17 protein-coding genes and 1 riboswitch are annotated in these 18,690 nt (G+C 73.1%); of the genes, 10 read left to right on the forward strand and 7 right to left on the reverse strand.

Translation table 11 applies throughout. The annotated features are described in order from the left end of the window. Window positions 1-9: 9 nt before the first annotated feature. Window positions 10-645, forward strand: a complete 636-nt coding sequence (locus SNR22_RS21770; protein ID WP_320068480.1) for a hypothetical protein — start codon at window positions 10-12, stop codon at window positions 643-645. A 59-nt stretch (window positions 646-704) separates the two neighbouring features. Here the strand turns inward: SNR22_RS21770 and SNR22_RS21775 are convergent, their stop codons facing one another. Both SNR22_RS21775 and SNR22_RS21780 read right to left on the reverse strand, forming a co-directional pair. Continuing rightward, window positions 705-2,198, reverse strand: coding sequence for an MFS transporter (locus tag SNR22_RS21775; protein WP_320068481.1), 1,494 nt, complete (start codon window positions 2,196-2,198; stop codon window positions 705-707). Between the two features lie 85 nt (window positions 2,199-2,283). Beyond that, window positions 2,284-2,520 carry a hypothetical protein gene (locus tag SNR22_RS21780; RefSeq protein WP_320068482.1) on the reverse strand — a complete coding sequence of 79 codons (237 nt, stop codon included), beginning with the start codon at window positions 2,518-2,520 and terminating at the stop codon, window positions 2,284-2,286. Window positions 2,521-2,672: 152 nt separating this feature from the next. On the opposite strand from SNR22_RS21780, the gene SNR22_RS21785 reads away from it, so the two are divergent. Next, the gene (locus tag SNR22_RS21785; protein ID WP_320068483.1) at window positions 2,673-3,836 is read left to right on the forward strand and encodes a geranylgeranyl reductase family protein; all 1,164 of its coding nucleotides are present in this window, start codon (window positions 2,673-2,675) and stop codon (window positions 3,834-3,836) included. A gap of 19 nt (window positions 3,837-3,855) precedes the next feature. On the opposite strand, the gene SNR22_RS21790 is transcribed toward SNR22_RS21785, so the two are convergent. From SNR22_RS21790 to SNR22_RS21800, 3 genes are all read right to left on the reverse strand, one after another. Then, window positions 3,856-5,649: a bifunctional metallophosphatase/5'-nucleotidase gene (locus tag SNR22_RS21790; RefSeq protein ID WP_320068484.1), complete on the reverse strand. Its 1,794-nt coding sequence runs from the start codon at window positions 5,647-5,649 to the stop codon at window positions 3,856-3,858. Between the two features lie 134 nt (window positions 5,650-5,783). After that, window positions 5,784-6,446, reverse strand: coding sequence for a nucleotidyl transferase AbiEii/AbiGii toxin family protein (locus SNR22_RS21795; RefSeq protein WP_320068485.1), 663 nt, complete (start codon window positions 6,444-6,446; stop codon window positions 5,784-5,786). Next, on the reverse strand, window positions 6,443-6,835 hold the full coding sequence (locus tag SNR22_RS21800; protein ID WP_320068486.1) for a hypothetical protein: 393 nt from the start codon (window positions 6,833-6,835) through the stop codon (window positions 6,443-6,445). Before SNR22_RS21800 ends, SNR22_RS21795 begins: the two co-directional genes overlap by 4 nt. Before the next feature lie 492 nt (window positions 6,836-7,327). Between SNR22_RS21800 and SNR22_RS21805 the strand changes: the two genes are divergently transcribed. The 6 genes from SNR22_RS21805 to SNR22_RS21830 all read left to right on the forward strand — a co-directional run bounded on the left by SNR22_RS21805 (window position 7,328) and on the right by SNR22_RS21830 (window position 12,156). Then, window positions 7,328-7,927, forward strand: a complete 600-nt coding sequence (locus tag SNR22_RS21805) for a hypothetical protein (protein ID WP_320068487.1) — start codon at window positions 7,328-7,330, stop codon at window positions 7,925-7,927. A gap of 97 nt (window positions 7,928-8,024) precedes the next feature. Continuing rightward, window positions 8,025-8,450: a protein phosphatase gene (locus SNR22_RS21810; RefSeq protein ID WP_320068488.1), complete on the forward strand. Its 426-nt coding sequence runs from the start codon at window positions 8,025-8,027 to the stop codon at window positions 8,448-8,450. Window positions 8,451-8,577: 127 nt separating this feature from the next. Next, the gene (locus SNR22_RS21815) at window positions 8,578-9,813 is read left to right on the forward strand and encodes a D-alanyl-D-alanine carboxypeptidase family protein (protein ID WP_320068489.1); all 1,236 of its coding nucleotides are present in this window, start codon (window positions 8,578-8,580) and stop codon (window positions 9,811-9,813) included. A 141-nt stretch (window positions 9,814-9,954) separates the two neighbouring features. Then, window positions 9,955-10,770: a peptidylprolyl isomerase gene (locus SNR22_RS21820; protein WP_320068490.1), complete on the forward strand. Its 816-nt coding sequence runs from the start codon at window positions 9,955-9,957 to the stop codon at window positions 10,768-10,770. 46 nt (window positions 10,771-10,816) lie between these two features. Next, the gene (locus SNR22_RS21825) at window positions 10,817-11,677 is read left to right on the forward strand and encodes a M15 family metallopeptidase (protein ID WP_320068491.1); all 861 of its coding nucleotides are present in this window, start codon (window positions 10,817-10,819) and stop codon (window positions 11,675-11,677) included. 92 nt (window positions 11,678-11,769) lie between these two features. Continuing rightward, on the forward strand, window positions 11,770-12,156 hold the full coding sequence (locus SNR22_RS21830) for a hypothetical protein (protein ID WP_320068492.1): 387 nt from the start codon (window positions 11,770-11,772) through the stop codon (window positions 12,154-12,156). Here SNR22_RS21830 and metH read toward each other — a convergent pair. After that, on the reverse strand, window positions 12,144-15,749 hold the full coding sequence (gene metH / locus SNR22_RS21835) for a methionine synthase (protein ID WP_413775682.1): 3,606 nt from the start codon (window positions 15,747-15,749) through the stop codon (window positions 12,144-12,146). The genes SNR22_RS21830 and metH overlap by 13 nt on opposite strands. A gap of 15 nt (window positions 15,750-15,764) precedes the next feature. Continuing rightward, window positions 15,765-15,839, reverse strand: a riboswitch (S-adenosyl-L-homocysteine riboswitch). Between the two features lie 177 nt (window positions 15,840-16,016). Between metH and SNR22_RS21840 the strand changes: the two genes are divergently transcribed. Continuing rightward, complete coding sequence (locus tag SNR22_RS21840; RefSeq protein WP_320068493.1) at window positions 16,017-17,216, forward strand: RtcB family protein; 1,200 nt, start codon at window positions 16,017-16,019, stop codon at window positions 17,214-17,216. 191 nt (window positions 17,217-17,407) lie between these two features. Here SNR22_RS21840 and smpB read toward each other — a convergent pair whose 3' ends face one another. Then, entirely contained in the window at window positions 17,408-17,896 is a 489-nt protein-coding gene (gene smpB, locus SNR22_RS21845) for an SsrA-binding protein SmpB (protein WP_320068494.1), read from the reverse strand. Window positions 17,897-18,089: 193 nt separating this feature from the next. Between smpB and SNR22_RS21850 the strand changes: the two genes are divergently transcribed. Next, window positions 18,090-18,635: an RNA 2'-phosphotransferase gene (locus SNR22_RS21850; protein ID WP_320068495.1), complete on the forward strand. Its 546-nt coding sequence runs from the start codon at window positions 18,090-18,092 to the stop codon at window positions 18,633-18,635. Window positions 18,636-18,690: the final 55 nt, after the last annotated feature.

The raw sequence follows: 18,690 nt of genomic DNA on the forward strand, positions 1-18,690 counted from the left end.
GAACCAATCATGCGGCTAACCCGCATCATCATGGCGCTCACGGTCGGCCTCGCCGTCGTGGCCGCGCCGACAGGGGCGGGGGCGGCGCAGCCGCAGCCGACACCGTCGCAGCCGAACTCACAACCGACGGCGTACCCGCCGCAGCCACCCGTGCTGACGGTGAATCCGTCGACGATCATCATCGGTGAGACCGCCACCCTGACCGGGGCCGGGTTCGGGCTGAACGAGGCGGTCCAGCACGCCGTGTCGTCGGCGCCACTCGCCATCGGCCAGCGTAACCAGGCGCCGGCCCGCCGCGGCGACGGCAGCACCGTCGCGATGGCACCGGTGGCATACCAGGCGGCGGCGCCGTTGCTGTTCACGGTGCAGGCAGATGCGGCGGGACGGTTCTCCGTCCCCTACACCCCGAGCGTCACCGGCCGGCTCACCTTCACGGCCGTCGGCCTCACCACCGGCAGGACGGCCAGCGCGACCCTCACCGTGCTCCCGCGTTCCCAGCCCACGCCCAGCCGGCTGCCGGTGACCGGTGACAGCATCATCGGCACGTCGCTCACCGTCGGTGGCGGTCTGCTCGGCGTCGGTGTGGTGCTGACGCTCGCCGGGCTGGCCTGGCGTCGTCGCCGCCTGGACGCGGGGACGAACTGACAAATCCTGAGCCGGGCCGTGCCCGAGCTACCTACCAGTGACGGTGCCCGCCGGGTTGTTCACCGGCGGGCACCGTCGTCGGCCGTCGGTGCGGGGGCCTGCCGATCGCGGCGACTGCGCCCGATGTCGACCAGGGCGGCGACCAGGGCGAGCGCGACGATGCCGGTGGCCAGCAGCAACGAGTGCCGGAACGCCGCCGACCAGTTTCCGTCCGTGTCCGCCAGCGACGAGAAGAAGACCGACCCGACGGCGGCGATGCCGGCGGCGGAGCCGATCCGCTGACCGGTCTGGAGCATCCCCGCGCCGCTGCCCGCCTGCGCCACCGGCACCTGGGACAGGGTGAGGGTCTGGTTCGGGGCGATGACCAGGCCGCTGCCCACCCCGGCGACCAGCAGCGGCACCGCCGTGACCAGGGGCACCGAGCCGTGCGGGTCGCCGCGGAGCACGAACACCACCGCGCCCAGGCCGAGCACCACGACGAGCAGGCCCACGGCGACCAGCGGACGGCCATACCGGTTGACGATCCGACCGCCCAGCGCGGACGCGGCGGCCGAGCCGAGGGCGAACGGCGTGATCGCCAGCCCGGCGAGCAGCGCGCTGTAACCGAGGCCGTTCTGCAGGTACAGGGTGAAGATGAAGAAGATCGCGGTGAAGCCGCCGAAGTAGACCAGCGCGATCAGCGACCCCAGCGTGTACGAGCGGAACCCGAACAGCCGAAGGTCGAACAGCGGCGTCCGCGTGCGGGCGTACCGGCGTTCCCAGAGGCCGAAGCCGGCGAGCACGGCCAGGCCGGCCGGGACCAGCGCCCACTTCCACGGGCTGTGCCACTGCTCCCGCTGCACCAGCGGCAGCAGCAGGAGCACCACACCGACGCCGAGCAGCAGCACCCCGACCGGGTCGAGGCGGTCCCGGCGGCGCCCACCGGTCGGCGTGGCCGGCAGCAGCCGCCAGCCGAGCGCCATCGCGACGATGCCCACCGGTACGTTGACGAAGAAGACCCACCGCCAGCCGTGCTGCTCGCCGCCGGCCTGGATAAGTAACCCGCCGAGCAGCGGCCCGATCGCGGTGGAGATGCCGATGGTCGTGCCGAGCAGGCCGAACGGCCGGGCCCGCTCCGGCCCCCGGAACAGTTGCTGGATCAGGCCGCTCACCTGGGGATTGACGATGCCGGCGGCGGCGCCCTGCAACAGCCGGGCGGCGATCAGCCACTCCGGCGAGCGGGCCAGGCCCGCCAGCGCGCTGGTCAGGGTGAACAGGGCGATCCCGAGGACGAAGGCGTTGCGCCGCCCGCGGGCGTCGCCGAACCGCCCGGCGGGCACCAGGACCAGGCCGAAGGTGAGCGCGTACCCGGACAGGACCCACTGGAGGTCGCTCGGGCTCGCGCCGAGCGCCCGGTCGATGGAGGGTACGGCGACGTTGACGATGCTCACGTCGAGCAGCGTCATGAAGGAGGCGACCAGCCCGACTCCGAGGGCCTGCCAGCGTCGGCGGTCGTCGATGCGGTCGGCGCGCTCGCCCTCGTCCGTCGGCCGGTCCGGCCGTGCGGCGCTCATGGCGGGGCCCTCCGCCGGCCGTCGATCACGCATTCCCGATCGCTACCCGGGGCGCCGGAGGGCAAACCGCCACCCCGGTGCCCGTTCACGCCATCTGGCGGGCACACCAGCGCGGGCCGAAGTCCAGCCCTGCCATGGGGGAGTCCTCCCGGTGCAGGAGGTTCTTCTCGGTCAGCATGTGCAGCGGCGCGTGGATCGCGTCCTGCGGCAACCCCGACTCCTGGGCGATCAGGTCGGGGTAGGGAACCTGCCCCCGGGCCTCCAGCGTGGCCACCGCCTGGTATACCCGTTCCTCGACGTCCGACAGCCGTACCTGCTGCATGGTTCCTCCTCGACGTGGCCCCCGTGAGGGGGCGGACTGCGCTCCGGGTACCCGCAGCCCCGCCGTTGATGCCCGTCGGATGGACGCTTCCGCGCGAGCCGCGCCCGCTGCGCCGCCGGGCCGCCCGTGGGCCGGTGCCCTAGGCTGCATCCGTGATCATCTGGGATCTCGCTGTCGTCGGTGGAGGCCCCGCCGGGCTCTCCGCCGCCCACGTAGCGGCCCGCGCCGGGCTGCGCACCCTGGTCGTCGAGCGCGCCGCTCACCCCCGGTACAAGACCTGCGGTGGTGGCCTGATCGGCACCTCCCTGGCCGCAATCGGCGACCGGATCGACGTGCCGGCGCACGACCAGGTGGACCGGGTGACCTTCACCCGGGACGGGCGGCGTGAGTTCACCCGCCACAACCCCGACGGCCCACTCATCGCGATGGTGCGCCGCGACGAGTTCGACGACCGGCTGCGCGCTGCCGCGGTCGCCGCCGGGGCCGAGGTTCGCGAGCGGGTCGCGGTCCGCGCCCTGGAGCAGGACCCCGATCGGGTACGCCTGCGGCTCGCCGACGGTGACACCGTGCATGCCCGCGCGGTGATCGGTGCCGACGGCTCGTCCGGGGTGACCGCCAGACACGCCGGCGTCCGGTACCGACAGGTCGACCTCGGCCTGGAGTTGGAGCTGACGGTGCCCGAGGCGGAGCAGCGCCGTTGGCGCGGGCGGCTGCTGCTGGACTGGGGCGCGGTCCCCGGCTCGTACGCGTGGGTCTTCCCCAAGGGCGACCGGCTCACCGTGGGGGTGATCGCCGGCCGGGGCGAGGGGGAGCGGACCCGGGAGTACCTGCGCGACTTCGTCGACCGGCTCGGGCTGACCGGGGTGACCCCGGAGCACGACTCCGGGCACCTGACCCGCTGCCGCGCGGACGACTCGCCGCTGCGCCACGGCCGGGTGCTGGTCGCCGGGGACGCGGCCGGCCTGCTGGAGCCGTGGAGTCGGGAGGGGATCAGCTACGCGCTGCGCTCCGGCGCGCTCGCCGGTGCGGCCGTCGCCCACGGCGACCTGGCCGGCTACCAGCGCGCCGTGGAGCGGGACCTGGTCCCGTCGATGCGGGCCGGACACCGGCTGCTGGAGGTCTTCTCCCGCCGGCCGGACGTCTTCCACGCCCTGCTGGCCACCCCGCCCGGGTGGCGGATGTTCGTCCGGTTCTGCCAGGGGCGGGCGAGCTTCGACGAGACGCTGAACCGGGCGCCGGTGCGGGCGGCGCTGGCACTGCTGGACCGGCTCCCGCCAGCCCGCCAGGTCCGCCCGACACCGGTCGGCTCCCGGTGAGCGTCGGCTCCGCGCCGGGTCAGAAGACCGGCACGCCCGCGCGGACCAGCTTCCAGTTCGGCACGGAGAAGTCGGCCGGGTCGATGGTGCCCCGGTCCTTCGCCCAGTCGATCAGGAGCTGGCGGATCTCCTGCTGTGCGTTGTAGACCTGGGTCTTCACGATCCCGGGGAAGTTGCCGCCGCCGCTGCGCCGGTAGTTGTTCACCGCGACCACGAACTGCGCGTCGCCGGCGACCGGGGTGTCGGTGCCGGGCCGCACCAGGCGGGTGATCCGCTGGCCGACCGGCCTGCTGACGTCGATGTCGTAGTCGATGCCGGAGAAGACGTCGTAGTTGTAGTCCGGGACGGCCGGGTCACTGATCGTGGCCGGGTCGACCGGGGCGCCGACGGCGAGGGTGGTGAAGTACTTCGCCGAGTACTCCAGGTAGGTCCGCACCTCGGCGCCGGTGAGCACCACGGCCTCGAGGGTGTTGTCGAAGACGTAGAGCCCGGCGACGTCGCGGATGCGCACGTCACCGGCGGGGAAGACCGCGGTGCGGCTGAACGGCGCCGCGATCGACAGCACCGGCAGCCCCGCGTACGCCGTGCCGGCCATCGCCGCCGTGACCACCTCGGTCTGGACGTGGTTGATGAAGTCCAGGATCGGGGTGTCCCGGTACCGTGACTCGGCCGCCGACAACTCCACGGTCGACTGGGCGACCACCGTGTTGACGTACGTGACGGTCTTGCCGTGCTGGCCGCGCACGGCCGCGAGGATCGCCGGGTCCTCGACCACGGTGTTGGTGTTCAGCATGGTGGCGTGCTTGCCGACGATATTCCAGCGGCCCCGCTCCCGGGTGAGGGCGAAGTCCATCCGGGTGAGGCGCTGGCCCCACTTGGACGGCTCGGTAAGCAGCACCTGCGCGCCGGTCCGCGTGTTCGTCACGAACCTCTCGACGACCTCGTTGTGCGCGTGGCCGAAGAGGATCGCGTCGATGCCCGGGACCCGCTCGGCGATCATCGTGCAGGGGTTCTCGTTCGGCAGCTCCGGGCCGTAGCTGGAGGTGCCGCTGTCCCCGCCGTGCGCGGAGACGACGACGACGTCGGCGCCGCGCGCCCGCATCACCGGCACCCACCTGGCGGCGGTGGCCACCATGTCGGCGAAGACCAGCTTGCCCTCGACGTTGGACTTGTCCCAGATCGCCACACCCGGGTTGGTCAGGCCGAGAATGCCGACCTTCAGCTTCGGCGCACCGTGCCCGCCGAGCCGGACCTCCTTGATCACGTACGGCAGGTACGCCGGCTTACCGGTCGCCTCGTTGACCGCGTTCGCGGCGAGGGCCGGGAAGCCGAGCTGCCCGATCCACTTCGCCAGCAGCGGCAGGCCGTAGTTGAACTCGTGGTTGCCCAGCGTCACCGCGTCGTACTTCAGGATGTTCATCGCGTTGGCCATCGGGTGCGTCTCACCGGTGGCGGTGATCGGCTCCTGCTTGGCGTAGTAGGTGGCCAGCGGAGTGCCCTGGATGGTGTCACCGGCGTCGAGAACCAGCGTCGCCCGGCCCCGGCGCTCCGCGCGGATCTGGTTGACCAGGGTGGCCAGCTTCGCGACGCCGACGTCGTTGTGCTTGCTGTCGTCGTACTCGGCGTCGGAGTAGTAGTCCCAGTTGTAGACGTTACCGTGGGTGTCCGAGGTGCCCAGGATCGTCAGGTCCCAGGTCTTCGGGCCCTTGGACCCGGCCGCCTGCGCGGGTGCGCCCGCGATCAGGGGTGCGGTCGCGGCGGCGGCCGCGACGGCCAGCACCTGGCGGCGCGACGCGCCGGAGGAGGAGGTCATGAGGTGCCTTTCGATGGGGGAAGCGCCTCGTGAGGCGCCCTCGCGCACCATAACGAGCCCTCGTCCCTCCTGCCACAGCAGCCCGAGACGTGCCAGGCGCACCAGGGCCTCACCAGAGGGGCCTCACCAGGGCCTCAGCGGGGCCAGCCGGCCAATCTGGCCCGCAGCCGGGCCACCTGCGCCGCGTCCAGCCCGTACCGGGCGAACCGCCGGTCGGGCAGCCGGTCCAGGTAGCGACCCGCGGCCCGCACGTCCTCCGGGTCCAGCGCGGGATCCAACTGTCGGGCCAGGTCGAGCAACTCCGCCACGGGATAGTGCTCAATGACGGCGCCCACGTCGATGAAGTCCCGGACCTCCCGCCGGTTGACCAGCGCGGCCGTCTTGTTCGCCACCAGGTCCCGCACGTCCATCACCGGCCCGAGGTCCATCACCACCGGGCTGCGGTACCGGTCGAGCCGGCCCAGGCTCAGCCGGATCTGTCGCGGTCCCCGGCTCACCACGAAGTCCTTCATGTCCCGGTCGAACCCGGCGAACAGCTCCCCGAGGTCGCTGTCCGGGTCCGCGTCGGTCACCTCGAAGCCGGCGCGCTCCAACGCCGTTCGTACCCCGGTCGCCGCGGCCGCGGCCGCCCCCTCGACGTCGGCGAAGAGGTCCACGTCCTCCGTCGGGCGGGAGAGCAGCCCGTGCGCCGCCCACGCGACGCCCCCGCCGAGCACGAACCGGTGCCGGCCGGCGACCGACAGCGCCACCCGGGCGACCTCGCGGTAGAACTCGTCCGGCGCGACGGGGTCGCTCACGCCGTCGGCAGGGCCGGCTCGCTGCGCCGGCTTCGCCACGAGGCGGGGTCGCCGCGCAGCACCCGGTGGCGGTGTTCCCACGCGTCGCGGACGCCCCGGGGCAGGTTGAGCAGGCACCAGACCTGGCGCAGCAGGCGGCCGTTGACCAGCTCGCGCAGGTCGGCGGCGCGGGTGGTCTCGCGGAGCACGTTCTCGTACATCCAGAGCAGGTCGTCCGGGTCACCGAGGTCGAAGGTGCGCTCGGTGTTCCACATCAACCGCACGGGCAGCTCGACGAGCCCCCGGGTGGGGCCGCTCAGCTCGGTCAGGGTCGCGGTGACGACGGCGGGTCGGCCGGGTCGGGCCAGGAAGGCCAGGCCGGTCGAGGTGGGGGAGACTACGCCCTGCATGGTGCCAGGGTAACGCCTGGTCGGGGCTGCGCGGACGTTGCCGGCGGTTCGATCCGGGTCGACCCGCCGGGGGTGGTACCCCAGCCCGCACCGCTTCGGTTGGCCCCGATCGGGCGTCCCGTACGTCCGGATCCTCGGTGACGGATGGGGCTGGTTGTGCCGAATGTCCGGTTCTGCGGGTGACCGGGGACATCCTGGGGGCGGAATCGTGGGCGGGGCCGGGTCGTTATACCTGGCAGACGATCGAGTAGGACGCCCCCGCCGAGGCCGGCCCGGCCGGGAGCCCGTAAGGGCCCCGGTAGTGGCCCGGCAGTGGAATGCGGGGCGGGCGCCGGTCGTTACACATGGTCCGGGCGACGAGCCGTTCGAGCCTCCCCGGGTTTCTCTCCCCCCTGATTGTTTCTTCTGGGCGCCGGTCGTGGTGCTCACACCTGCTTGACCCTGGTCCCCCCCGGGGTGGTGGGTGTCGAACCCCCGAATGGAGCTTTTCTGATGAACACGATGCTGCGTAAGAGCGTGTTGGGTATTGCTGGTCTGGCGTTCGCCGGTGGTCTCGCCGCCGGCCCGATGAACCACTCCACCACTGCCGGTCCTGCTGTCGAGGCGGCGCCGGTGGCGGTCGCGGCGCAGGCCGACAAGCCGGCCGTGGACACCGGCAAGCTCATTCCGCACGGTGTGCAGGGTGAGCAGTCGACGATCTCGCTGGACAGTGAGCAGACGGGGAACGTGGCGGCGATCATCGCCGCGACGAAGAAGGCCGGCCTGGACGAGCGGGCCGCGGTGATCTCCATCGGTACCGCCTTGCAGGAGTCGAAGTTGGAGAACCTGGGTCACCTGGGTGACCGTAACGACCACGACTCGCAGGGCCTGTTCCAGCAGCGCCCGTCCAGTGGGTGGGGCACCGTGGAGCAGATCACCGACGCGGAGTACTCGACGCTGGCGTTCCTCAAGGGCCTCAAGCAGGTCGACGGGTGGCAGGACATGCCGCTGACCGAGGCCGCTCAGACCGTGCAGGTCTCGGCGTACCCTGACGCGTACGCCCAGTGGGAGCAGTTCGCCGCCGACCTCGTCGCCGAGCACTGGAACAGCTGACCCCCGACCAACCGAACAGCACTGGCCGGGTCCCCGACGACGGGGACCCGGCCAGCGGCGTACCCGTGTCCCGGCGTCCCGGTTGGAGAATGGGCGGATGGGTGAGAAGACTGGGTGGGCGGGAAGCCCCGGGGTGGTCGTACTGCCGGGCGGGGCGTTGGTGCGCGGACGCAGGGTCGGTGACGATCCGGCCTCGCCCGCCGACTTCGCGCTGCTGCTGGCGCCCGGGCCCGCGCCGGCCTGGACGCACCGGCGCGTCCGCTGGCCGGACTTCCTGCTGCCGGTGGACCGGGCGGACGCGCTGGACGCGCTGGGCGAGGCGCTGCGCCGGGCGTACGCCGGAGAGCGGGTCGAGGTGGCCTGCGCGGGCGGGATCGGGCGGACCGGCACCGCGTTGGCCGCGCTGGCCGTGCTCGACGGGCTGCCGGCTGCGGACGCGGTCGCCTGGGTACGGGAGCACTACCACCCACGGGCGGTGGAGACGCCCTGGCAGCGGCGGTGGGTGCGACGGGTACGCCGCTGACCGCACCCCGGATGGAGGAGACGGACGCGACGATCAGTGCAGGGACGGCCAAGCCGGCGCGGTTTCCCCCGCCCGGCGTGTCACCGCCCCGGCGGACGCCGACGGACGGGGCATTAGGGTGCTGGGCATGAGAGCCCCGGTGCCGGCCGCCGTCGCGGTCGTCCTCCTCCTGTTCGGCGCCGGGCCGGCTGTCCCGGCCACCGCCGCGCCGGCCAGCCGGGCCGCGGCGACGGTGCCCTGCCCGAAGGCGCAGGCGCCGAAGGTGTCGCGCTCCCCGCGGCCCACGCCGCCGCAGGCGGTGCCGCAGCAGCAGACGGTGGGTGGCGCCGCACTGGCCACGCGGGGGCTCGTCGCGCCGGCCGGCACGGCCGGCCCGCCGGCGGTCACCGCCACCTCCTGGCTGGTCGCCGACCTGGACACCGGTGAGGTGCTCGGCGGCTGCGGCCCGCACGAGTACGCCACCCCGGCCAGCGTGCAGAAGCTCCTGCTGACGGCGACCGCTCTGCCGAGGCTGGACCCGAAGCAGGTGGTGACGGTGACCCACGAGGACCTCGACATCGCCCCCGGCAGCTCGGCCGTCGGTCTGTTGGAGGGCGGCCGGTACACCGTCGAGACCGTCTTCCTGGGACTGCTCCTGCAGTCGGGCAACGAGGCGGCCAACGTGCTGGCCCGCCTCGTCGGCGGCACCGACGGCGTGGCCGGCGGGGTGCGGGCGATGAACGGCGAGGCCCAGCGCCTCGGCGCGCTCCAGACCCACGCGGTCACGCCGTCCGGGCTCGACGGGCCGGGCCAGTTCACCAGCGCGTACGACCTGGCGCTGATCGCCCGGGTCTGTTTCGCGGACCCCACCTTCCGCCGGCTCGCGCTGACCGAGAGTGCCCGGATTCCCGCCCAGCCGGCCCTGCGGAAGAAGGGCTTCCAGATTCAGAACGAGAACCAGCTCATCTACCGCTACCCGGGGGCGCTGGGCGGCAAGACCGGCTTCACCGACTACGCCCGGCACACGTACGTCGGCGCGGCGCAGCGCGGCGGACGCCGGCTGGTGGTCACGTTGCTCGGGGCCGAGCCGAGTCCGATGCGCGGCTGGGAACAGGGTGCCACCCTGCTGGACTGGGGCTTCTCGCTGCCCCGGGACGCCGTTGTCGGCCGCCTCGTCTCCCCGGGAGAGACGACCACCAACGGCGCGCCGACGGCGTCGGTGTCGGTCGGCCCGGCGGTCACCCCCGAGCCCCGCGCGGCGGCCGCCCACCGGGCCGCCCGCGCCGGCTGGGTCGTTCCGTGGCCGGTCGCGGCGGTGCTCGTCGTCGTGGTGGTCGCCCTGCTCACCGCCGTGTTCCTGCGCCGTAGGCACCGCCGGGCCTGACGGATCAGGAGGAGTCAACCGGCTGGCCGGCAGCAGCCCGGGCTCCGTCGTGTCCCGTGGGCGGGTGTCGCCGTCGACAGGAGGGCACCGCGAACCATAGACTGCGATCTTTCTGGAGTCACGCACCCAGGAGGACGCCCCGTGTCGAGGTCACCCCGTCGGCGGCCGGCCCCGCCGTACCCGATCCGTTCCTACCGGTCGCGGACGCTGTCCCGCCTCACCGGCATCGCGCTGCTCGCCACCGCCCTGGTCGGCGGCAACGGCGTCGTCGCTGTCGCCGCTGTCGCCGCTCCGGCCGGCCCGGTCATGGCCCCCGCCGTGTCACCGGGGACGACCCCCGGCCCGTGCGCGTACACCGAGACCCCGGACGAGCCGGCCGCCCGGCCGGTGCCGTTGCCGCCGGACCCGCGCCGGACGCCGGGCCACGGCACGGTCCGGGTCACCCTGCACACGAACCAGGGCCCGATCGGGCTGACCCTCGACCGCGAGCAGGCCCCCTGCACGGTGCAGAGCTTCCTGCACCTGACCCGGCACCGCTTCTACGACCGCACGTCGTGCCACCGGCTGACCGCCTACCCGACGCTGAGCGTGCTCCAGTGCGGCGACCCGTCGGGCACGGGCGAGGGCGGGCCGGGTTACCGGTACGCCGACGAGCTGCCCACGGACCTGCCGCCCGCCCCGACGGACCCCACCGGTGTGCGCCGGGTCTACGCCCGGGGCCTGCTGGCGATGGCCAACGCCGGCCCGGACACCAACGGCAGCCAGTTCTTCCTGGTGTACGCCAATTCTGCGCTGCGCCCCAACTACACCGTCTTCGGCGAGGTGGACGCCGCCGGCCTGGCCACCCTGGACCGGATCGCGGCCGGCGGTATCGCCCCCACGGCCGAGGACCCGGCCCCGGTCGACGGGGCGCCCGCCCTGCCGGTGGAGATCCGCAAGGCGAAGCGCGGGCACTGAGCCGGAGGGCCGGCCGCGCCGGGACGAACCCTGATAGACAGGACCGATGAGGCGGCGGCGGGGGCGGGTGGGCCGGGCAGGGTGGCCCGCCGCCCTCGCCGCCGCCGTGTCGCTCGTCGCGTTGCTGGCCGCCTGCCCGGCGTCGGAGCGCGCGGCGTCGCCGACCCCGGCCCCGACCCCGGTCACGCCCACCGCGACGCCCGCGCAGGCGCGGGCCCCGGCCGGGTTCGTCGACCTCGCCGACGTGGATCCGACGATCGACGCCGACATCCGGTACGCCACCGCGCACAACTTCGTCGGCCGGCCGATCGCCGGCTACCGGGAGCCGCTGTGCCTGCTCACCCGGCCCGCCGCCGAGGCGCTGCGCCGGGTGCAGGAGGACGCCCGCGGCAGCGGGCACCGCCTGAAAGTGTACGACTGCTACCGCCCCCAGCCGGCCGTGGACGACTTCGTGGCCTGGGGGAAGCGCCCCGGCGAGGAGCGGATGAAGGCCGAGTTCTACCCCGCCGTGGCGAAGTCCAGGCTGTTCGACGAGGGCTACCTCGGCGCGCCCACCGCCCACAGCCGGGGCAGCACCGTGGACCTGACCCTGGTCGCCGACCCGCCGCCCACCCAGCGCCCGTTCGTCCCCGGCGAGCGCCTGGTGTCGTGCACCGCCCCGGCGGGCGAACGCTTCGCGGACAACGGCGTCGACATGGGCACCGGCTACGACTGCTTCGACCCGCGCGCCCACACCGCCGACCGCCGGATCACCGAGACCGCCCAGCGCAACCGCGAGCTGCTGAAGCGGCTGATGACCGAGAACGGCTTCGCCAACTACCCGCGCGAGTGGTGGCACTACCGGTACGTCGACGAGCCGTACCCCGACACGTACTTCGACGTCCCGGTGGCCCGCTCGTCGATCTGAGCCACGGGGGCGCGGCCACCAGGGTAGATCCGTCGTTAACAAGGCGGTAACGTCCGCGCTGCTGGTTCCGTCACAAGGAAGTGTGGTCAGTGATGAGCGACGTGTCGACGGCGTTGGGTGTACGCCTCTACCCGGACCTGGTGGAGCAGGGCGGGCTCGCCTCCGCGCTGGCGGCGACGGCGGCCCGCCACGGGCTCGACGTGGGTCGGCTGAGCGCCGGAGACAGCGGCCGCAGCCGGTACACGCAGGCAGCGATGGCGTGCGACCGGGGCTCGGTCCACGTGCGCCTCGGCTCCGACGCCCGCTACTTCATGATCAACCTTTCGGAGGGCGGGCGGGTCGAGGCCCACGGCGACGCCTGCGACCTGCTGCCCGTCGTGCAGGTCGTGGACGTATGGCGCGGCGGCGTGCCGCTGGCGGACCTCGCCGCCCGCTTCCCCTTCCTCACCGTGCGGCCGGCCCGCGTTCAGGCCTCGTAGGCGAGGTTCGGCCGCAGCCACCGTTCGACCTCGGCGAGGGGCATGCCGCGCCGGGCCGCGTACTCCTCCGTCTGGTCGCGCCCGATCCGCCCGACGGTGAAGTAGCGCGCGTCGGGGTGGGCGAAGATCAGGCCGCTGACGGCCGCGGCCGGGGTCATCGCGTACGACTCCGTCAGGCCGAGCCCGACCGCCCCGGCGTCGAGGAGCGCGAACAGCTCCCTCTTCTCGCTGTGGTCTGGGCTGGCCGGGTAGCCGAGCGCGGGGCGGATGCCGCGGAACCGCTCGGCGTGCAGGTCCTCCACGGCGGGGTCGGCGTCGGGCTCGAACCAGGCGCGCCGCACCCGCAGGTGCAGGTGCTCGGCGGACGCCTCGGCGAGCCGGTCCGCGAGGGCCTTGACCATGATCGCGCGATAGTCGTCGTGCTCGGCCTCGTACCGGGCGGCCAGCTCCTCGGCACCGTGCACGGCGACGGCGAAGCCGCCGAGGTGGTCGCCGGCCGGCGCGACGTAGTCGGCGAGGCACCGGTTGGCGCGCCCCTCCGGCTTCGCGGTCTGCTGGCGCAGCATCGGCAGGCGCACCCCGCCGTCGACGTCGATGACGATGTCGTCACCCTCGGCGTGCGTGGGCCAGAAGCCGTGGACGCCGCGCGCCCGCAGCGACCCGTCGGCAATGATCTTGTCGAGCATCTCGGTGGCGTCGTCGTAGAGCTCGCGGGCGACGGGCTGGCGCAGGATCGCCGGGAACTTCCCCTTCAGCTCCCAGGCCAGGAAGAGGAACTGCCAGTCGATCATTCCCCGCAGCTCGGCGAGGGTCGGCTCGACGGTGTGCACGCCGGTGAAGGCGGGCACGGGCAGGTCGGCGAAGTCGACCCGCTCGCGGTTGGCGCGGGCCTGGGCGAGGGTGAGCAGCGGCCGGGAGCGCCGGTCGGCGTGCTGCTCGCGCAGCCGCTGCTGGTCGGCGCGGTTGGCAACGTCGAGGGCCTGCGCGCGACCCGGGTCGAGCAGGTCGGACACCACGCCGACCACCCGCGACGCGTCGAGCACGTGCACGGTCGGCCCCTCGTACGCGGGGGCGATCCGCACCGCCGTGTGCTGTCGTGACGTGGTCGCCCCGCCGATGAGCAGCGGCAGCCGCAGCCCCCGGTGCCGCATCTCGGTGGCGACGGCGACCATCTCGTCCAGCGACGGGGTGATCAGCCCGGAGAGGCCGACGGCGCAGGCGCCCTCCGCGACGGCCGTGTCCAGGATCCTGGCGGCGGGGACCATGACGCCCAGGTCGACGACCTCGTAGTTGTTGCAGCCGAGGACCACCCCGACGATGTTCTTGCCGATGTCGTGCACGTCGCCCTTCACCGTGGCGAGGACGACCTTGCCCCGGCCCTGCCCGGCGGCCCTCTCCCCGGCCATGAACGGCTCCAGGTAGGCGACCGACCGCTTCATCACCCGGGCGCTCTTGACCACCTGCGGCAGGAACATCTTCCCGGCGCCGAACAGGTCGCCGACGACCTTCATGCCGTCCATCAGCGGGCCCTCGATGACGTCCAGGGGCCGGTCGAGCAGTTGCCGCGCCTCCTCGGTGTCGGCCTCGACGTGGTCGACGATGCCGTGCACCAGCGCGTACGTCAGGCGCTCGGCGACCGGGGCGTCGCGCCAGGCCAGGTCGACCTCGCGGCGGGTGGCCGAGCCGGTGACCGTCGACGCGAAGGTCACCAGCCGGTCGGTGGCGTCGGGCCGCCGGTCGAAGATCACGTCCTCGACCAGCTCCAGCAGGTCGGCGGGGATGTCCTGGTAGACGGCGAGCTGACCGGCGTTGACGATGCCCATGTCCAGCCCGGCGCGCACGGCGTAGAACAGGAACGCCGAGTGCATCGCCTCGCGCACCACGTCGTTGCCCCGGAAGGCGAACGACAGGTTCGAGATGCCCCCGCTGGTGCGCGCGCCCGGGCAGCGCTGCTTGATCAACGGCAGTGCCTCGAGGAACGCCTTCGCGTAGCCGTTGTGCTCGGCGATGCCCGTGGCCACGGCCAGCACGTTCGGGTCAAAGATGATGTCCTCCGGCGCGAACCCGGCCCGGTGCACCAGCAGGTCGTACGCGCGACCGCAGATGGACACCTTCCGGTCGACGGTGTCGGCCTGGCCGCGCTCGTCGAACGCCATGACGACCACGCCGGCGCCGTAGCCGCGGATGACGCTGGCCTGCTCCAGGAACGGCTCCTCGCCCTCCTTGAGGCTGATCGAGTTGACCACCCCCTTGCCCTGCACGCAGCGCAGGCCGGCCTCCAGCACGCTCCACCGCGAACTGTCGATCATGATCGGGATCCGAGCCACCTCGGGCTCGGTCGCGACGAGGTTCAGGAAGGTGGTCATCGCCCGTTCGCTGTCGAGCAGGTCGGCGTCCATGTTCACGTCCAGCAGGTTCGCGCCGCCGCGTACCTGCTCCACCGCCACGTCGACCGCCGCCTGGTGGTTCTCGGCCTCGATCAGCCGACGGAACTTCGCCGAGCCGGTCACGTTCGTCCGTTCGCCGATCAGCACGAACCCGGTGTCGGGCCCGATCGTGAACGGCTCCAGCCCGCTGAACCGGGTCGCCGGCACCGGCTGCGGCACGCGGCGCGGCGCACCGCCCCGCACCGCCGCCGCGATGTCGGCGATGTGCGCCGGGGTGGTGCCGCAGCAGCCGCCGACGATGTTGACCAGCCCCGAGGCGGCGAACTCCGCGAGCAGCTCGGCGGTCTGCTCCGGCGTCTGGTCGTAGCCGCCGAACGCGTTGGGCAGCCCGGCGTTCGGGTGCGCGGCGACGTACGTGCCGGCGAGGCGGGACAGCTCCGCCACGTGCGGTCGCAGCTCCGCCGCGCCCAGCGAGCAGTTCACGCCGACGACCAGCGGCTCGGCGTGTTCGACCGAGCGCCAGAACGCCTCGACGGTCTGCCCGGACAGGGTGCGGCCGCTCAGGTCCACGATCGTCACCGAGATCCAGAGCGGCAGCTGCGGCGCCACCTCCCGGGCGGCCGCGATCGCGGCCTTCGCGTTGAGCGTGTCGAAGATCGTCTCGACGAGCAGCAGGTCCACGCCGCCGGAGGCCAGTGCCTCGATCTGCTCCGCGTACGCGGCCTTGACCTCGTCGAAGCTGACCGTCCGGTACGCCGGGTCGTCGACCCGTGGCGACAGCGACAGGGTGACGTTCAGGGGGCCGACGGAGCCGGCGACGAGCCGTCCGCCCGCCTCGTCGGCCGCCTCCCGGGCCAGCTGCGCGCCGCGCACGTTCATGTCGCGTACCAGTGCCTGGAGCCCGTAGTCGGCCTGGCCGATGCTGGTGGCCGTGAACGTGTTGGTCGTGGTGATGTCGGCGCCCGCGGCCAGGTACTGCCGGTGCACGTCCCGGACGAGGTCCGGTCGGGTCAGGTTGAGCAGGTCGGGATCGCCCGTCACGTCGTACGGGTGGTCGGCGCCGATCAGGTCGCCGCGGTAGTCGGCGGGGGCGAGCCGGGCGTCCTGGAGCATCGTGCCCCACGCCCCGTCGAGCACCGCGATCCGCTCGCCCAGCAGTCGACGCAGCACCGATGCTGCATCGACATCAGTGGATGACAAGCCCATCCCGACACCTCCGATGTCTCGGAGGCGCCCTTGTCGGTTGTTCCGGGACGAGCGTGGCGGGCCGTACCCGTCGCAGCGCCTCTCGTTCCGGTTGCCGACGATACCGGATTGGCGGCGGTCGCTCTCCGCACTTGGCCGACCCGCCCGAAGTATGGACGGCGCACCCGGCCGCAGCCCGATATCCGTTGCGGGCGTCGGGCCGCTCACCTACGTTCGGTGGGCTCTCCAGGGCCCAAACCGGGCCCGCTCCCACCGAGGAGAACCCCCATGTCCTTCACCCCGCTTCCGGGCACCCGGGCGCCGGTCCGGGTCTGGACCGACCCGTACGCCATCGAGCCGCAGGCCGCCCAGCAGCTGCGCAACATCGGCGCCCTGCCGTGGGTCGAGGGCGTCGCCGTCATGCCCGATGTCCACTTCGGCAAGGGCGCCACCGTCGGCTCGGTGATCGCGATGCGCCAGGCGGTCTCCCCGGCGGCCGTCGGGGTGGACATCGGCTGCGGCATGTCGGCCGTGCGGACCTCGCTCACCGCGGCCGACCTGCCCGACGACCTCGCCGGGCTGCGCTCCGCGATCGAGGCCACCATCCCGGTCGGCTTCGCCAAGCGCGCCGACCCGGTCGACCCGCGCCGGGTGCGAGGGCTGGAGCAGCGCGGCTGGGCCGACTTCTGGGAGCGCTTCGGCGCCCTCGACAAGCGGGTGGCCCAGCTGGAGACCCGGGCCCAGCGGCAGCTGGGCACCCTCGGCGGTGGCAACCACTTCATCGAGGTCTGCCTGGAGCAGGGCGGCCCCGAGGCCGGCCGGGTCTGGCTGATGCTGCACTCCGGTTCGCGCAACATCGGCAAGGAGTTGGCGGAGCGGCACATCGGCATCGCGCGAGGGCTGCCGCACAACGCCGGGCTGCCCGACCGGGACCTGGCGGTCTTTCTCGCCGGCACGCCGGAGATGGAGGCGTACCGGCGGGACCTGTGGTGGGCGCAGGAGTACGCCCGCCGCAATCGTGCGGTGATGCTGGCACTGCTCTGCAACGTGGTTCGCGACGAGTTCCCGCAGGTCGGCTTCGACGAGCCGATCAGCTGCCACCACAACTACGTGGCGGAGGAGACGTACGACGGGCTGGACGTGCTGGTCACCCGCAAGGGCGCGATCCGGGCCGGCGCCGGGGACCTCGGCATCATCCCCGGCTCGATGGGCACCGGGTCCTACATCGTGCGCGGCAAGGGGAACCCCGACGCGTACTGCTCGGCCTCGCACGGGGCCGGGCGGCGGATGTCGCGTGGGCAGGCGAAGCGGACGTACAACACGGCCGACCTGGTGCGGCAGACCGCCGGGGTGGAGTGCCGCAAGGACGCCGGGGTGGTCGATGAGATTCCCGCCGCGTACAAGGACATCAGGCAGGTGATGGCCCAGCAGGAGGACCTGGTCGAGGTGGTCGCCCACCTCAAGCAGGTGGTCTGCGTGAAGGGTTGACAAGCACCGCCCCGGTGCCTTGACACCACCGAAGGGATGGCGGTGTCGCCCGCACAGCGCGTACCGGAAGAGATGCCGTTTTGTGCTGGGGCCGGTGGGTACCTCTGGTCGGGCATCGTGGCGCAAAGTGGATCATGGGAAGCCCGGCATCACCCTCGGTGGGGGCCGGGGAGGAGGCGTCGGGCGCGGGGTCAGGCGCGGCGGGCGCGGGCGCCCTTGAGCCGGCGACCCAACTCCCGGGCGATCTCCCGGTCGGCGTCCCGCTCGGCGATCACCTGCCGCTTGTCGTACGACCTGCGGCCCTTGGCCAGGCCCAGCTCGACCTTGGCCCAGCCGTTGGAGAAGTACAGCGACAGCGGCACGAGGGTCAGGCCGCCGTCGCGCAGCCGGTCGAGAATCCGGTCGATCTCGATCCGGCGCAGCAGCAGCTTGCGGGTCCGGCGGGGTTGGTGGTTCGTCCAGGTGCCGAAGGCGTACTCGGCGATGTGCAGGCCGTAGAGGAGCAGTTCGCCGTCGCGTTCCTGGGCGAAGGCGTCGACGAGCGAGACCCGCCCGGCCCGCAGCGACTTCACCTCGGTGCCGGCGAGCACCAGCCCCGCCTCGTACGTCTTGAGGATGTCGTAGTCGTGGCGCGCCTTCTTGTTCGACGCGACGAGGGTGCGTCCGGTCTCCCTGGGCACGGTCGGCCTCCCGGTGCTGGTTCCGCGTCAACGCGAGAGGTTAGCAGTCGGCCCCGGCCCCGGGCCCCGTTTTTCCCCGGCCGGCGGCCCGGCCGGCCGGGCGGTGCCCCGGCGACGGTGGCGCCCGGGCGGACCCCGGTCGGCGCGTGGAAAATGCGTGGAACGGCGCGGCGGCCTCGGCCACAATTCCGGGATGGATCACCGCGCCAAGGTCAAGTTGAGCAAGCGGATGTCCCGGGCGCTGCGACACGAGCCGCACCGCCTGGGCCTCACACCGGACCAGGCCGGGTGGGTCCTGGTCGACGACCTGCTGGCCGCCCTGCGGGTGGGGCGGGACGTGCTCGACATGGTGGTCGCCGAGAGCGACAAGCAGCGCTTCGCGGTGGAACGCGGCCCCGACGGGGCCGAACGGATCCGGGCCAACCAGGGCCACTCCATCCCGGTCGAGCTGGGGTTGCCACCGGCGGTCCCGCCCGACCGGCTGTACCACGGCACCGGCACCGCCGCCCTCGACCCGATCCGGGCCACCGGGCTGCACCGGGGCAATCGTCACCACGTCCACCTCTCGTCGGACGTCGAGACCGCCCGCCGGGTCGGCGCGCGGCGGGGCGGGGCCGTGGTGGTCTTCACCGTGGACGCGGCGACGATGGCCCGCGACGGGCATGTCTTCCACCGCAGTGCCAACGGGGTGTGGCTCACCGACGCCGTCCCCGCCCGCTACCTCACCCAGGGGCGGTAGGGGCACCCTGCAATCCCGACAGCGCCATTGAAAGTCGCCCGACCGCCAGGCAAGA

This window comes from Micromonospora sp. RTGN7, from assembly GCF_033804645.1.
Taxonomy (GTDB): Bacteria; Actinomycetota; Actinomycetes; order Mycobacteriales; family Micromonosporaceae; genus Micromonospora.